Annotated in this window: 12 protein-coding genes; 8 read left to right on the top strand and 4 right to left on the bottom strand. The window is 72.5% G+C overall.

Annotated elements, in window-relative coordinates:
* Nucleotides 1-3,677, top strand: a 3,677-nt coding sequence (locus AC5LUJ_RS15885; protein ID WP_493465186.1) for an ABC transporter ATP-binding protein, incomplete at its 5' end; no start/stop codon positions are given.
* Nucleotides 3,678-3,684: 7 nt separating this feature from the next.
* On the opposite strand, the gene AC5LUJ_RS15880 is transcribed toward AC5LUJ_RS15885, so the two are convergent.
* The 4 genes from AC5LUJ_RS15880 to AC5LUJ_RS15865 form a co-directional block, all read right to left on the bottom strand.
* On the bottom strand, nt 3,685-3,876 hold the full coding sequence (locus tag AC5LUJ_RS15880) for a hypothetical protein (protein ID WP_493465185.1): 192 nt from the start codon (nt 3,874-3,876) through the stop codon (nt 3,685-3,687).
* 89 nt (nt 3,877-3,965) lie between these two features.
* Nucleotides 3,966-4,850, bottom strand: a complete 885-nt coding sequence (locus tag AC5LUJ_RS15875) for a TauD/TfdA dioxygenase family protein (protein ID WP_250281880.1) — start codon at nt 4,848-4,850, stop codon at nt 3,966-3,968.
* Nucleotides 4,851-5,583: 733 nt separating this feature from the next.
* On the bottom strand, nt 5,584-6,234 hold the full coding sequence (locus AC5LUJ_RS15870; protein WP_250281879.1) for an MBL fold metallo-hydrolase: 651 nt from the start codon (nt 6,232-6,234) through the stop codon (nt 5,584-5,586).
* Nucleotides 6,235-6,445: 211 nt separating this feature from the next.
* Nucleotides 6,446-7,549: an S-(hydroxymethyl)mycothiol dehydrogenase gene (locus AC5LUJ_RS15865; protein ID WP_250281914.1), complete on the bottom strand. Its 1,104-nt coding sequence runs from the start codon at nt 7,547-7,549 to the stop codon at nt 6,446-6,448.
* A 396-nt stretch (nt 7,550-7,945) separates the two neighbouring features.
* On the opposite strand from AC5LUJ_RS15865, the gene AC5LUJ_RS15860 reads away from it, so the two are divergent.
* The 7 genes from AC5LUJ_RS15860 to cmk all read left to right on the top strand — a co-directional run bounded on the left by AC5LUJ_RS15860 (nt 7,946) and on the right by cmk (nt 15,092).
* Nucleotides 7,946-8,932, top strand: a complete 987-nt coding sequence (locus AC5LUJ_RS15860) for a ParA family protein (protein ID WP_250281876.1) — start codon at nt 7,946-7,948, stop codon at nt 8,930-8,932.
* Nucleotides 8,933-9,116: 184 nt separating this feature from the next.
* On the top strand, nt 9,117-9,806 hold the full coding sequence (locus tag AC5LUJ_RS15855) for a zinc metalloprotease (RefSeq protein WP_250281875.1): 690 nt from the start codon (nt 9,117-9,119) through the stop codon (nt 9,804-9,806).
* Between the two features lie 343 nt (nt 9,807-10,149).
* Nucleotides 10,150-11,139, top strand: a complete 990-nt coding sequence (locus AC5LUJ_RS15850) for a segregation and condensation protein A (RefSeq protein WP_493465184.1) — start codon at nt 10,150-10,152, stop codon at nt 11,137-11,139.
* Nucleotides 11,140-11,152: 13 nt separating this feature from the next.
* Nucleotides 11,153-11,872: an SMC-Scp complex subunit ScpB gene (scpB, locus tag AC5LUJ_RS15845; protein ID WP_250281873.1), complete on the top strand. Its 720-nt coding sequence runs from the start codon at nt 11,153-11,155 to the stop codon at nt 11,870-11,872.
* 138 nt (nt 11,873-12,010) lie between these two features.
* A complete protein-coding gene (locus AC5LUJ_RS15840; RefSeq protein WP_250281870.1) occupies nt 12,011-12,757 on the top strand; it encodes a pseudouridine synthase in 747 nt (248 codons plus the stop codon).
* A 116-nt stretch (nt 12,758-12,873) separates the two neighbouring features.
* The gene (locus tag AC5LUJ_RS15835; protein WP_250281868.1) at nt 12,874-14,001 is read left to right on the top strand and encodes a prephenate dehydrogenase; all 1,128 of its coding nucleotides are present in this window, start codon (nt 12,874-12,876) and stop codon (nt 13,999-14,001) included.
* Between the two features lie 371 nt (nt 14,002-14,372).
* Nucleotides 14,373-15,092 carry a (d)CMP kinase gene (gene cmk, locus AC5LUJ_RS15830; RefSeq protein ID WP_445548326.1) on the top strand — a complete coding sequence of 240 codons (720 nt, stop codon included), beginning with the start codon at nt 14,373-14,375 and terminating at the stop codon, nt 15,090-15,092.
* Nucleotides 15,093-15,319: the final 227 nt, after the last annotated feature.

Here is a 15,319-nt window from a genome sequence, read left to right as displayed (position 1 = left end):
TCCGCCGCACCACCGGCGGACGTCTTTCCCTCGACGTCCAGTACGACCTGCGGGACGCGGTGTTCGCCGCGCTCGCGCGCTTTGACGGCGTCCGCCAGGACGGGATGCGCACCGGCCAGATCGTCAGTCGGGCCATCTCGGACGTCACCGCCATCCAGGGGCTGCTGTCGTATCTGCCGTGGCTGGGCGGCAACCTGCTGCTGCTCGTGCTCACCATCGCGATCATGGCGGTGCTCTCGCCGCTGCTGACCCTGCTCGCCCTCGCGGTCGGGCCGCTGCTGCTCATGATCGGGCTGCGGGCGCGGCGAACCGTCTTCCCGGCGACCTGGGCCGCCCAGCAACAGGCCGGCGAGGTTGCCGGGGTGGTGGACGAGGCGGTCGCCGGCGTGCGGGTGGTCAAGGGCTTCGGGCAGGAGGAGCGGGAGCTGGCCGGGCTCACCGCGTCCGCCCGCCTCCTGTTCGCGCTGCGCATGCGCGCGGTGACCATCACCAGCCGGTACCTGCCGGCCCTGGCCGCGGTGCCGGCCGTCGGACAGGTCGGGGTGCTGGCGCTGGGCGGCTGGCTGGCGTTGCGCGGCAGCATCAGCCTGGGCACCTTCCTCGCCTTCAGCGCCTATCTCGGCGAGCTCGTCGCGCCGACGCGCATGCTCGCGAACCTGCTGACGGTCGGGCAGCAGGCCCGGGCCAGCGCCATCCGGGTCTTCGAGATCATCGATACCGCCCCGGTGGTGACCGAACGGCCCGGGGCGGTCAGCCTCGGCCGCGCGCGGGGGGCGATCGAGTTCGACGACGTCACCTTCGGTTACATCCAGGACCGCCCGGTGCTCGACGGATTCCGGCTGCGGATCGAGGCCGGTGAGACCCTCGCCCTGGTCGGGGCATCCGGGTCGGGCAAGTCGACGGTGGCCGCGCTGCTCTCCCGCGTCTACGACATAGACGCCGGCCCCGGTGCCGGCCCCGGTGCTGGTGCCGGTGCTGGTGCCGGTGCCGGTGCCGGTGCCGGTGCTGTCCGTGTCGACGGCCATGACGTCCGGGAGCTGACCCTGGAGTCGCTGCGGGCCCAGATCGGGATGGTCTTCGAGGACAGCTTCCTGTTCTCCGACACGGTCCGTGCCAACATCGCCTACGGCCGGCCGGACGCCGGCGACGCCGAGATCGTCGCCGCGGCGCGGGCCGCCCGGGCGGACGGCTTCATCCGGGACCTTCCCGACGGCTACGACACGGTCGTGGGCGAGCAGGGGCTGACGCTCTCGGGCGGGCAGCGCCAGCGGATCGCGCTGGCCCGCGCCCTGCTCGTCGACCCACCCATTCTGATCATGGACGACGCGACGTCCGCGGTCGACGTCCGGGTCGAGGCCGAGATCCACGCCGCCCTGCGGCAGATCATGCGGGGGCGGACCACCCTGCTGATCGCGCACCGCCGTTCCACCCTGCACCTGGCCGACCGGATCGCGGTGCTCGACGCCGGCCGGGTGGTCGACGTCGGCACCCATGAGGAGCTGACCGCCCGCTGCCCGCTGTACACGATGCTGCTGTCCGGGCCGAGCCTCGACCGGGCGGGCGCCGTCCCCGACCAGGCGAGCGACAGCCGTCACCAGGCGGAGCAGGTGGATGCGGACAAGAGCCGGATGAACGGCGGCCGGCCGGTCCCGTTCGCCGGTGCGCTCACACCCCGTATGCGACCGGTGCCGGCTACCTGGGTGGGTGCGGGCCTGGACGGCACGCGGCCGGCCCGCTCCATGCGCGGTGGCCGGGGGGCCGGGTCCGGCGGCCGGGGAGCCGGGTTCGCTGGTGGGCACTTCGGGGACACCCCGGTCACCCCCGGACTGCTCGCCCAGGTGGCCCGGCTCCCGCCCGCGACCGAGCCGGTCCGGGTGAGCGAGACCGACGCCGCCGCGCCCGACCCGGCGTTCTCGCTGCGCCGCCTGCTGCGCGCGGTGCCCGGGCTGCTCGCCGTCGGCCTGCTGCTGGTAGCCCTGGACGCGGCCGCGGGCCTGGCCATGCCGGCGCTGGTGCGCCACGGGGTCGACGCGGGCGTGTCCACGGGCGCGTCGGCGGTGCTGTTCGCGACCTCCGCGGTGGCGCTGGCCGTGGTCCTGGCGGCCTGGGGCGGGCAGGTCGTCCAGGCCCGGGTGACCGGGCGGATGGGGGAGCGGCTGCTGTTCGTCCTGCGGCTGAAGACCTTCGCCCAGCTCCAGCGGCTCGGCCTGGACTACTACGAACGCGAGCTCCCCGGCCGGATCATGACCCGGATGACGACGGACGTGGACGCCCTGTCGACGTTCCTGCAGACGGGCCTGACGACCGCGGTGGTGGCGCTGGCGTCGTTCGTCGGGATCGGGATCGCGCTGGTCGTGCTGAACACGGAACTGGCGCTGGTCGTGCTCCCGATGCTGCCGGTCGGGATCGCGGTCACGCTGGTGTTCCGGGCGAAGTCCTCGGCCGCCTACACCGAGTCACGGGAGAGGGTCAGCGCGGTCAACGCCGCGCTGCAGGAGAACCTGGCCGGCATCCAGGTGGTGCAGGCCTTCCGCCGGCAGGAGCGCAACCAGGACTGCTTCCGGACGCTGGCCGAGCGGTACCGCGCCTCGCGGATGCGGGCGCAGCGGATGATCGCCCTCTACTTCCCGTTCATGGAGTTCTGCTCGGAGCTGGCCGCCGCGCTCGTCCTCGGCGCCGGTGCCGGGCTGGTCGCGTCCGGGTCGCTGACCACCGGCGGGCTGATCGCCTACCTGCTCTACATCAACCTGTTCTTCGCCCCGGTCCAGCAGCTCTCGCAGGTGTTCGACGGCTACCAGCAGGCGAAGGTGGGCCTCCGGCGCATCTGCGACCTGCTGCGTACACCCACATCCACCCCGCCGGCCCCGGATCCGGTGCCGGTCGGCCGGCTTGCCGGCCGGATCGCGCTCGAGGACGTCTCCTTCCGTTACGCCGGCACCAGCCGTCCCGCGCTGGACGGGGTGAGCCTGCGGGTGGCGGCCGGGGAGACCGTCGCCCTGGTGGGGGAGACCGGCGCGGGCAAGTCCACCGTGGTCAAACTGGTCGCGCGTTTCTACGACGCGACCGGTGGTGCGGTGCGGGTCGACGGCACCGACGTGACCCGGTTCGATCTCGCGGGCTACCGGCACCGGCTGGGGGTGGTCCCGCAGGAGGCCTTCCTGTTCTCCGGGACGGTGCGGGACGCCATCGCCTACGCCCGCCCGGAGGCGGACGACGCCGAGGTGCTGGCCGCCGCCCGCGCCGTCGGGGCGCACGACATGATCGTCAGGCTGCCCGGGGGCTACCGGCATCCGGTCGGGGAGCGCGGCCGGGGGCTGTCGGCCGGGCAGCGCCAGCTGCTGGCACTCGCCCGGGCGGAGCTGGCCGACCCCGACATCCTGCTCCTCGACGAGGCCACCGCGTCTCTCGACCTGGCCACGGAGGCCGCGGTCACCAGAGCCACCGAGCACGTCGCGCGCCGGCGCACCACGCTGGTGGTGGCGCATCGGCTCACCACCGCGGCCCGCGCCGACCGGGTCGTGGTGATGGCCGCCGGCCGGGTCGTCGAGCAGGGCTCCCACACCGACCTGCTGCGCGCCGGCGGCCGGTACGCGCGGATGTGGGCGGAGTTCAACGGGGACGGCGGCCCGGCGCGCCCTGCCCGGGCCTCGGGCCTGGAGCGCGTACCGGAACGGTGACCCCGGATCAGGGATGGTGGGTGACATCCATGTCACTGACATGGATGTCAATAACATCGATGCTGGTCTTTGTGCGCAGGAAGACTTCGTGGTCGGACGGTGATACCGCGTCACCCACCGATCGTTTTATGGTGGCCCGCCCACGGGCCTCCACGGCCGCCGGGTGGCGGGCAACAGCGGCCCCGGACCAGGCAGGCACTCTCCGCCACCTGATCCGGGCCGCCCGTGTCACCCGGTGCTGTTCGTCGCTGTGTGTAATTTATTGCTGTGTGTTGCTGTCGGCCGGGATCACAGGTCGGCGTACAGTGGCTCCTCGGCGATCAGAATCCGCTCCAGTACCCGTGGGAAGTCGCCGTAGTTGCGTACCGCGTAATGGACGGTGGCACGGTTGTCCCAGAACGCGACCGAACCGGGCCGCCAGGAGAACCGGACCTGGTGTTCCGGCTTCCGGTACTGGTCCAGAACGAGGGCCAGCAGCTCCCTGCTCTCCGACCTGTCGAGCCCGAGAATCGAGGGATGCTGGGTGAAGTTGACCCACAGAATCTTTTCGCCGGTTTCGCGGTGTACCTGGACCACGGGGTGGGACACGATCGGGTAGTCGTAGCCCACGGCGTTCAGCGCGTCTCGGAAGTCGTGGGTGACGTGGCGGCCGGCGAGACGTTCTTTCACGTCGTCGGGCAGCGCGTTGTAGGCGAGCCCGGCGTCGACCCAGATGGTGTCACCGCCGATATCAGGCAGGGTGACCGCGCGCAGCACCGCCCCCCAGGTCGGCACCAGCCGCCAGCTCGTGTCGGTGTGGTAGGCGTCCCAGTTCTCGTCGGCGTCCGCGGTGGCGCGGGCCCGCTCGTAGTCCTTGAAGTCCGCCGCGGCGATCCGGTGGATCGAGGTCGCCTTTCCGGCGTGGTCGTTGAGGGGCGCCTTCGGCCCGCTCGGGTGCGGATAGAGCGGCCCGAACCGCCGGGCGAACGTCTCGTGCTCCTCGCGGGTCAGCTCCTGGTCACGAAAGAAGACGACCTTGTATTTCAGGATTGTCGCCCGGATCTGGTCGCGGACCTCGTCGGGCAGCGGATACCGCAGGTCCACCCCGCTGATCTCCGCGCCGATGGTCGGCTGCAGCGGCCGGACGGCCAGGTCGCCGGCCGGCTGCGCGTCGAGATGGGTGACAGTGCTCACAGCTTGTCCCTTCACCTGTTCCTGACGTGTGTTCCTGACGTGTGTTCCTGATGGCCTGTGGTTCTGACGGCCTGTGGTTCTGGCGGTTCGCCTGAAGTGCCGCCCGAATGGCCGGGCGGGCAACGGGCGCCGACGGCGGACGGCGCTCCACGGCGGGTACACGGAACGCACGGAGCAGCTGACGCGCGGAGCGCATGGAAAAACGACCGGGAATAATCTTCCCGGCTGCTGGACGCACAACTGCCGGATGTGCTGCCCGGGCATCGAAAAATGTCGTCCGGGTCACGGGTGGGATGGCCGGCCAGCAAAACGTAAGCGTCCGGCCCGGGTATTTGTACGGGAGCGCCGGCGGCCTTCACGACACATATTCCGCCAGCACCGGAAAAGAACGGCGAATGAATAGCAGTGGACCGTGCCACAAGCCGTGCGGACACGGTCGGAAAATGCTTGACGGCGGTGCCTGGGCCGGCACCGGGCGTCAGCGACAGTTGGCGCTGGACACGCGCACCAGGTCTACGTAAAGCCGTGTCGTCAGGTCAGCTCCCTGATCCATGAGCTGATTACAACATGTGAGAGAAGTCTGTGTCCATGACCGGCCGGCCCGGGTTTTCAGAGCATGCCGGAGCATGACGGAAAATACCGAAAAATGATGGAAATTACCGGAACGTACCGGCGGGCGATGACGAGCCACCTGGGCGGCTCGGGCGGCTCGGGCGGCTCTTGGGCGGTCCGCTCAGTGGCCGCGCACGATCCACTGGTCGTATTCGAGCGCCTCGGTGCCGATGGTGGTGTCGTCGCCGTGGCCGGTGTGCACCACCGTCTCGCGCGGCAGTGTCAGCAGCCGCCGTCTGATCGAGTTCAGCAGGGTCGAGAAGTCGGAGAACGACCGTCCGGTGGCACCCGGCCCACCGCGGAAGAGGGTGTCGCCGCTGAAGAGGACCGGCTCCCCGTTGATCACCCCGTACAGGCACACGCCGCCCGGGGAGTGCCCGGGGGTGTGCAGGATGTGCAGCCAGCCGCCGCCCGCGATCGGGATCTGCTGGCCGTCCGCGAGCTGGAGGTCCGGTGGGCGGCCCGGGTAGACCATCTCCCAGAGCATCAGATCGGCCTGGCACAGGGCGATCGGGGCCTGCGCCCGCTCGGCGAGCTCCACGGCCGCGTTGATGTGATCGTTGTGGCCGTGCGTCGCCACGATCATCGACACCCGGCGGCCCTCGATCGCGGCCATGATCACGGACGGGTCGTGCGCGGCGTCGATGACCAGCACCTCACTGGCGTCCCCGACCAGCCAGATGTTGTTGTCGACGGTGAAGCTCTGGCCGTCGATCAGGAACTCGCCACGGGTGATGATCCGATCGACCCGCACCCCGTCGTGTCTGGCCACGCGTTCTCCGTTCCCGTCATCGTCGTCGTCCGGTGCTCCCGTGGTGGTCCACGGTCGTCCGCGTGCGTCAGGCCGGTCAACCCCGCCCATTCGGACCGATCATGCCCGATCCGCCCGGACCGGTCGCCAGCGGATCCGGCCGGACCACAGGCGCCGCCGCGGTTCCCGGTACGCCGCGGTTCGCGGTATGCCGTGGTTGGCGGTATGTCGGTCAGAGCCGGACGACGCTGCGCAGCACGCTGCCCTGCCGCATCCGGGTGAACGCCTCCTCGACGTCGCCGAGGCCCACGGTCTCGGTCACGAACCCGTCGAGGTCGAGCCGGCCCGCCCGGTAGAGATCGATCAGGACCGGGAAGTCGCGGCTGGGCAGGCAGTCGCCGTACCAGGACGACTTCAGCGAGCCGCCGCGGCTGAACACCTCGGTCATCGGCAGCTCGAGGGTCATCGACGGGTCGGGGACCCCGACGAGGACGAGCCGCCCGGCGAGGTCCCGGGCGAAGAACGCCTGCCGGTAGGTCTCGGGGTGGCCGACCGCCTCGATGACCAGGTCAGCGCCATTACCGTCGGTAAGCGTTCTGATCGTCTCCACCGGGTCGAGGTCACGGGCGTCGACGGTGTGGGTGGCGCCGAACCGGCGGGCCCAGACCAGTTTGCGCTGGTCGACGTCGACCGCGATGATTTTCCGGGCGCCTGCGAGGGAAGCCCCGGCGATGGCCGCATCCCCCACGCCACCGCAGCCGAACACCGCGACCGTCTCACCGTGGGTGACCGCGCCGGTGTTGACCGCCGCGCCGAAACCGGCCATCACCCCGCAGCCGATCAGCCCGGCGGCCTCCGGCCGGGCCGCCGGGTCGACCTTCACGCACTGGCCGGCCGCCACCAGGGTCGCCTCGGCGAAGGCCCCGATGCCCAGCGCCGGTGACAGCTTCCGGCCGTCGGCCGCGAGCCGCATCGGCTGGGTGGCGTTGCGGGAGTCGAAGCAGTACCACGGCCGGCCGCGCAGACAGGACCGACAGCTCCCGCAGGGCGCCCGCCAGGCGATCACCACGTAGTCGCCGGGCACGAGCGAGGTGACCCCGTCGCCGACGGCCTCGACGGTCCCGGCGGCCTCGTGGCCGAGGAGGAAGGGGTAGTCGTTGGTGATGGCGCCCTCGCGATAGTGCAGATCGGTGTGACAGACGCCGCACGCCTGGACGCGTACCCGTGCCTCCCCGGGCCCCGGGGCGGGGACGACTATTTCCGTCAGGGTGACGGGGGCGCCCTTCTCCAGGGACACCACGCCACGCACAGTCACCGCATCCGTTGTCGCGCCCATCGTCATGCTCCCGTTGTCGTCGTCGACCGCCGGTGGCCCGGACACCCGGCCCCGCCCCAAGCCTGATCGCGCTGTCCCCGGCCGTCCAGACGGGCTGCGGCCCGGCCCGCCCGGACGGCCGCGGCCAGGTTTCGTCGGCCAGGCACCGTTCGCGGCGGGCCGGCAATTCCTGCCAGTGGAAATACGTCCCGCTATAGTTACCAACTGTTATTGAGAGCTGTCTGCCGCTATCGGTGGAACCCAGCCGGGAGCGGACCGGAACAGCGGTGGCGTCGGCGGTGGCGGGCCGCGGCCACCGACCCGGCGGGATGCGTCCGGTCAACTGTCGGTACGCTCCTGTCGGTCCGCTTCTGCTCTCCGCGCACCGATCCGCAAGAAGGGAGCAGGTCCCTCGACATGACCGCCGATACTTCGCCGATGGCGGCCCCGGTACGCCCCCCGTACGGGCGGATGACCGTCGGGGAACCAGCGCTGCCCGATGACAGCCAGCTCGACGCCGCGGACATCCCCGCCGCCGATGGTGACGCCGGCGAGATCGGGCCCACCGGACGCCCACTGCCCGTCTTTCCCGTCCCGCCTCCGCTGGCGACACACGGGCCGGCCTGGGTGGTCGCCATGTGTAACCAGAAAGGCGGCGTCGGCAAGACGACAAGCACGATCAATCTCGGTGCCGCGCTCGCCGAATACGGCCACCGCACCCTGCTGGTCGACTTCGACCCGCAGGGCGCGCTCTCGGTCGGGCTCGGCATCAACCCGATGGTGCTCGAGCACACCGTGCACGATCTCCTGGTCGGCACCGAGTCCGAGATCGGTGAGGTGCTGGTCCCCACCCAGGTCGACGGGCTGGACCTGCTGCCGAGCAACATCGACCTGTCGGCCGCGGAAATGCTGCTCGTCACGGAGGTCGGGCGGGAGCACACCCTGGCCCGCGCCCTGTCCCGGGTGCGCTCGGTCTACGACGTGATCCTCATCGACTGCCAGCCGTCCCTGGGCCTGCTGACCGTGAACGCGCTGACCGCCGCCGACGCCGTCATCGTGCCGCTGGAGTGCGAGTACTTCGCCCTGCGCGGCGTCGCCCTGCTGCTGGACACCATCGACAAGGTGCGCGACCGGCTGAACTCCCACCTGGAGCTCGCCGGCATCCTGGCCACCATGTACGACGCGCGCACCCTGCACGCCCGGGAGGTGCTGGCCAGGGTGGTGGAACGCTTCCCGCACGAGGTCTTCCACACGGTGATCAACCGGACGGTACGCTTCCCGGAGACCACCGTGGCCGGCGAGCCGATCACCACCTACGCGCCCACGTCCGTGGGCGCGGACGGCTACCGGCGGCTGGCCCGCGAGCTGATGGCCCGGCACGCCACCCCGTCCACGACCGGGTGAGCGGCCGGGTGCGCGCGCCAGCCGGACGACCGGCGGCCGGGCGGATGGACGGGCTGGCTGGGTGACCGGCGGGCAGGCCGCGGGCTCCCCGCGGGCTTCCCGCGGACCAGGTGGGTGACGATCGGGATGCGGACGTCCGGGACGCGGGACGAGGACCGGGACGGGATAAGGAACCTGTAGAGGCGTGCTGTTCTACCTGGCCGAACCCGCGGCGCTACTGGGGATCGCTCTCGCGCTCCTCATCGGGATCTACGCTCACGACGGCGCGCAGGTCCTCGCCGCGAGGCTGCTGCGGGACCCCAGCCCGCTGCGCGCCGGCCGCCTGACGGCGTCGCTGAAACACCGGGTCAGCCCGTTCAGCGCGGTCGCCATGCTCATCTCCGGGGTCGGCTGGACCGAGCCGATACCCATGAACGACGTGTGGCGCAAACGGCGCTTCCACGTGGCCGTGGCGGTGCTGGCCGGCCCGCTGGCCTACCTGCTGCTCGCGTTCGTCGCGATCGTCGGGTTCAAGTTCGTCTCCGAACCGTTTCTGCTCGCCGAGGGCGACCGCCTCCTGGAGGTCGACCACGCGGACAGTTTCCTCGCCCAACTGCTGCTGGGGATGGCGGTCACGTTCGGGTCGTTGCTCATCCTGAGTCTCGTCCCCGTCCCGCCGGCGGACGGCGGGCGGGTGCTGTTCCTGCTCGGCCCGCAGTCGCCGAGCTGGCACCGGGCCCACTACCAGCTCCGCGAGAACAACGTCGGCATCGTCATCCTGCTGGTGATCCTGCTGCTGCCGGTGCTGTTCGTGTCGTTCCCCTCGGTCGTCGGCCAGCTCATCCTGCCGCTGCTGCGAGGCCTGGGCGGCATCGTCGGCGTCGACGTCGGTTGAGCGGCCCGGCCCAGACCGTCCCGCCGGCCCGTGGGCAGCCGTCCGCCAGCCCGCACGAGCGGGCCTGTCCGCGCCCGGCGGGCGGCCGGCGGGGCTCGAACGGGCGTGCGGTGCCCTGGGACGGCCCGTGCCGCCGCGGCGGTAGCGTCGTGTCATGGCACGGACCGGGACATCTCCTCGGCCGAGCGTGATCACGCCGGCGCCCGACGCCACCGTGATGCCCGAAACCGGCCCCGCGTCCGCCGGCGGTGCGGCGTCCGAAACCGGCACAGCGCCCGAAGGCGGTACGGCGGCGCCCGGGGCTGTGGCGCCGACCGGCCGCGGTGGGTCCAACAGGTCCTTCGTGGTCGAGCTCGCCAACTTCAGCGGGCCGTTCGACCTGCTGCTGTCCCTGATCGCCAAGCACAAGCTGGACGTCACCGAGGTCGCGCTCTCCCAGGTCACCGACGAGTTCGTGGCCCACATCCGCCGGCTCGGCCCCGGTTTCGACCTCGGGCAGGCCACCGAGTTCCTGGTGATCGCCGCGACCCTGCTCGACCTGAAGGCGGCCCGTCTGCTGCCGGGGGCGATCTCCGAGGACGAGGCGGCGGACCTCGCCCTGCTGGAGGCCCGCGACCTGCTCTTCGCCCGGCTGCTGCAGTACAAGGCGTACAAGGAGGCGTCGCTGCTGTTCGTGGGCCTGATGGCGCTGGAGGGCCGGCACGTCCCCCGGGCCGTGCCGTTGGAGCCGCGTTACGCGCAGGCCCTCCCCGAGGTGCAGATCGGTATCGGGCCGGCCGAGCTCGCCCGGCTCGCGGCCCGGCTGCGGGAGCCTCCGCTGCCCCCGCAGGTCGCCACCGACCACGTCCACCTGCCGAGGATCAACATCCGTGAGCACATGCTCGCCGTGCTGGAGAAGCTGCGTGAGCTCGGCAGCGCGTCGTTCCAGGCGCTGTGCGCGGACTGCCGGCAGACGATCGAGGTGGTCGCGCGCTTCCTCGCCCTCCTCGAGCTCTTCCGGGAGGGCCGGATCGCCTTCACCCAGGAGGTTCCGCTGGGAGAGCTGACAGTGCGCTGGCTGGCCGACAGTGTCTCCACGGCCTCCGCGGAGGCCGACAGTGCCTCCACGGCCTCTGCGCAGCCGTCACGGAGCACGGCGGACGGTACGGACGGCGGCTCGCTCGGTGACGTGTACGGCGGTGTGGGCAACGGCCCGGACCGCGCCGCCGGCGCCCCCACCGGCGTCCCCTGGGAGGCCGGCGCCGCCGGGAGCCCCGACGATCCCGGGGACGTCGACGACACCGAGCGAGCCGGGACCGGCGGGCGCCGGAAACGAGGATCACGACGGCGATGACGAGGGAAGCACAATGACCGCGGAGGCGGATCCGGCCACCGGTGGCGAAACCGTGGCGGCCGGCACCCCGGGCGAGCACGAGCCGGACGGGCGGAGCCCGGACGGGCCGGGCTCGGAGGAACCGGGCCCGGGCGGACGGAGCCCCGAGGAACGGGGGCCGGACGGGCCGGGCGCGGACGACGACGCGCCGCGGCCGCCGCTGCCGGCTCTCGTCGAGGCGATCCTGATGGTGGCGGAGAACCCGGTGCCGGTCACCGAGATCGCGGTGAGCCTGGGCGTTCCCGCTACCGAGGTCGAGCGCGTCCTCGTCGAGCTGGCCCTGGGCTACATCGCCGACGGCCGTGGCTTCAGCCTGCGCGACGTCGGCGGCGGCTGGCGTTTCTACACCAGCGAGGCGTGCGCCCCCTGGGTCGAGCGGTTCGTCCTCGCCGGGCAGAGCCCGAAACTGTCCCAGGCGGCGCTGGAGACCCTCGCGGTCGTGGCCTACCAGCAGCCGGTCAGCCGGGGGCGGATCTCGGCGGTGCGTGGGGTGTCCGCCGACGGGGTGATCCGTACCCTGACCGCCCGCCGGCTGGTCGAGGAGACCGGGACCGACCCCGAGACCGGTGCCATCCTGTACCGGACCACCGACTACTTTCTGGAACGGATGGGCCTGCGGCATCTCGACGAGCTGCCGCCGCTGGCCCCGCTGCTGCCCGGTATCGCCGACGTGGACGACATCGAGGGCCTGTGAACGACATCGAGGGCCCGTGAACGGATGCGGACGGAACGTGCGGGCGGGCCGGGGCCCCGATGGCGGATCGAGGGCAGGACCCATGACGGATCGAGGAACCGAAGAGCCGCCACAGGCTCGCGGACGGGACGGAGGCCCATGACGGCCGGTGACGCGAACGCCGAGGGCGTCCGCCTGCAGAAGGTGCTCGCCGCGGCCGGGGTCGGTTCCCGCCGGCACAGTGAGGAGCTGATCGCCGCGGGCCGGGTCCGGGTGGACGGCCGGGTGGTCGAGGCGCAGGGCATGCGGGTCGACCCGCAGACGGCGATCATCGAGGTGGACGGCGAACGGGTCGTCACCCGCTCGGGCCTGGTGCACCTGGCGCTGAACAAGCCTGTCGGGGTGCTCTCGGCGATGTCGGACGACCGCGGCCGGCCGACCGTCGCGGACCTGGTGGCCGACGCCGGCCCGGGGCTGTTCCACGTCGGGCGGCTGGACGCCGACAGCGAGGGCCTGCTGCTGGTGACCAACAACGGGGAGCTGGCCCACCGGCTGTCGCACCCGTCCTTCGAGGTCGCCAAGACCTATCTGGTCGAGGTCGCGGGGCCGGTCGGCCGGGACGTCCCCCGGCGGCTGCGCGAGGGGGTCGAGCTCGCCGACGGCCCGGTGCGCGCGGACGCCGTCCGGACCGTCGGCTCGGCCGGCTCCCGGGTCATGCTTGAGATCACCCTGCACGAGGGGCGCAACCGGGTGGTGCGCCGCCTGATGGACGCCGTCGACCACCCGGTGCGCCGGCTGGTGCGGACCAGGATCGGCCCGGTGCACCTCGGTTCGCTGCCGGCGGGCCGGACCAGGCACCTCTCCCGGGGCGAGGTCGGCGCCCTCTACCGCGAGGTCAGCCTGTAGCGAGGCCGGCGGGACGCGGGAGGAAGGCCCGCGGGGCGCGGGCGGGACACGCGGGACAACCAGCGGCCAACCCGCGGGAAACACCCATGGGCTGCTGACGAACATATGGTGGCTCGGTGAATGTCACGTCCGGCGCATCCCGGCCCGCCGGCCATGGGCCGCCGCCGCGGCGGGTGGGGATCGTCGGGTCCGGGCTGATCGGTACCAGCATCGGGCTGGCGCTGACCGGGCGCGGCGTCGACGTCCTGCTCGCCGACATCGACGCCGAGCAGGTGAAGGTCGCCGAGGTCATGGGCGCCGGCCGGCCCTGGCACGGGGAGACGGTCGAGCACGCGGTGGTCGCCGTCCCCCCGCACGCGGTCGCCGGGGAGCTGCGGCGGCTGCAGCGGGCCGGGATCGCCGGGACCGCCAGCGATGTCGCGAGCGTGAAGGCCAGGCCGATCGTCGAGGCCGTGCAGACGGGCTGCGACCTGTCGACGTGGTGCCCGGCGCATCCGATCGCCGGGCGGGAGCGCGGCGGCGCGGCCTCGGCCCGCGCCGACCTGTTCGCCGAGCGGACGTGGGTGCTCTGCCCACTGCCGCACACCTCGCCGGCCGCGCTGGCGGCCACCGTCGCGGTCGCCCATGCCTGCGGCGCCATACCGGTGCGCACGACGGCGGACCGGCACGACCAGGCCATGGCCGCCCTGTCCCACCTGCCGCAGGTGGTCGCGAGCCTGCTCGCCGCGGCCACCCCCGATCTCGCCGCCGGCGAGCTGGCGCTGGCCGGCCAGGGGTTCCGGGACGTCACCCGGCTGGCCGACAGCGATCCCGGCCTGTGGTCGTCGATCCTGGAGGGCAACCGCGGCCCGGTCGCGGCCCGGGCACGCGGCCTGGCCGGGCGGCTCACCCAGCTCGCCGACGTCCTCGACCAGGGCAGTGAGCAGGAGGTCATGCTGGCCGTCCGCGCGCTCATGGCCGGTGGCAACGCCGGCCGGGCGCTGCTGCCGCGCAAGGCCGGCGCGGTGTCCCGGCCGTGGGCGTGGGCCTGGGTGGGGGTGGTGCTCGCCGACCGGCCCGGCCAGCTCGGTGCCCTGTTCACCGCGATCGGCGACTGGCAGGTCAACGTCGAGGACATCGCCGCGTTCGAGCACAATCTCGACGCCCCGGCCGGCATCGTGGAGCTCGCCGTCGCGCCGGACATCGTCGACTCCCTGCTGGACAGGCTGGCCACGGCCGGCTGGACCGCCTACCGCCGCTCGTGACCGCCGGCTGTCAGCCACGGCGGGATGGCGGGAGGGCCGCCCTGCCCGGGCGCGACGCCGTCCTTCCCGGATGGACGGCCCCGGGTAGCCTGAGCCGGGTTGACCGCATCGGCGCCGGCTCGGGTGAGCATCCGGGCCGGGCCGGTTTCACCGCGTCGGTTGCCGACAGGTTTCTGGTGTAGACGGGTTTGTGGTTGTGGTGCAGATGTCGCGTCCGGACGGAGGAAACGGTGGAACACGACCGCGGTTGGCGTGAGCCGGTGGTTGCGTCGGTGACCGGCGCCCAGGAGGTGTCCGAAGATGCTGAGGGCCGCCGCGCCGGCTCCGCTGAGCCCTGGCGGCCCGACGGGCCCGCGACGGCCACGACAGGTGTGACGGGCGTGACGTCGCCGCAGCGGCTGGTCCGCGACGGGCTCGTCATCGCGGTGGACGGGCCCGGCGGGTCGGGCAAGAGCACGGTCGCCCGGGAGATCGCCCGCCGGCTCGGCCTGCGGTATCTCGACACGGGCGCGATGTACCGGGCGGTGACCCAGCTCGCCCTGGAGAGCCGCATCGACATCGAGGACCACGACGCGGTCGCCGAGCTCGCGGAGCGGGCGGTGCTCACGATCGGTACCAGCCCCGACAATCCGACGATCGCCGTCAACGGCGAGCCCGTGGACGACCTGATCAGGACCAGGGCGGTGACCAACGCGGTGAGCGCGGTGGCCGCGGTGCCCGCCGTCCGCCGGCGCCTGGTCGCCCGCCAGCAGCAGATCATCGCCGAGGCGTCGCCGGTGGGCATCGTGGTGGAGGGCCGCGACATCGGCTCGGTCGTCGCCCCGAACGCCCCCGTCAAGGTGTTCCTGACCGCCTCGACCGAGGTCCGGGCGCTGCGCCGGTCGCACCAGCTGGGCGAGCGCGGCGTCGACGACGTGGCCCGCACCCTCGCCGAACTCGGCCGCCGGGACGCCCTGGACAGCACCCGCGCCGCGGACCCGCTGGCCGTCCCCGACGACGCGATCGTGCTCGATTCGACCGCGCTGTCCGTCCAGGACGTCGTGGACGAGGTCCTACGGCACTGTGAGCAGGCGTCGGCCCGAGCGTCATGACGACGATCGAAGACCCCCGGGACGGCGCGCCGCGAGCCAGTGCGGCCGGCGTTCCCGCGACCAGCTCTCCCGCAACCGGCGGCCCACGGGACGACGCTTCGCGGGATGACGCTTCTACGACCGGCGGTGTGCGGGGTGACGCTCCGAAGGGCGATGCCCCCGCCGGTGCGCAGGGCGGTGTCGCACCGGGTGGTGCTTCGAGCGGCGATGTTCCCGAGACTGATGAC

The organism is Protofrankia sp. CiP1_Cm_nod3 (assembly GCF_982290655.1).
Note: the sequence above shows the minus strand (reverse complement) of the source record. Positions and strands in the feature narration are given on the sequence as shown.

Coding starts and splice junctions, on each gene's coding strand:
- AC5LUJ_RS15865 (WP_250281914.1), bottom strand. CDS start 7,549: ATGGGCGCGACAACGGATGCGGTGACTGTGCGTGGCGTGGTGTCCCTG.
- AC5LUJ_RS15860 (WP_250281876.1), top strand. CDS start 7,946: ATGACCGCCGATACTTCGCCGATGGCGGCCCCGGTACGCCCCCCGTAC.
- scpB (WP_250281873.1), top strand. CDS start 11,153: ATGACCGCGGAGGCGGATCCGGCCACCGGTGGCGAAACCGTGGCGGCC.
- AC5LUJ_RS15840 (WP_250281870.1), top strand. CDS start 12,011: ATGACGGCCGGTGACGCGAACGCCGAGGGCGTCCGCCTGCAGAAGGTG.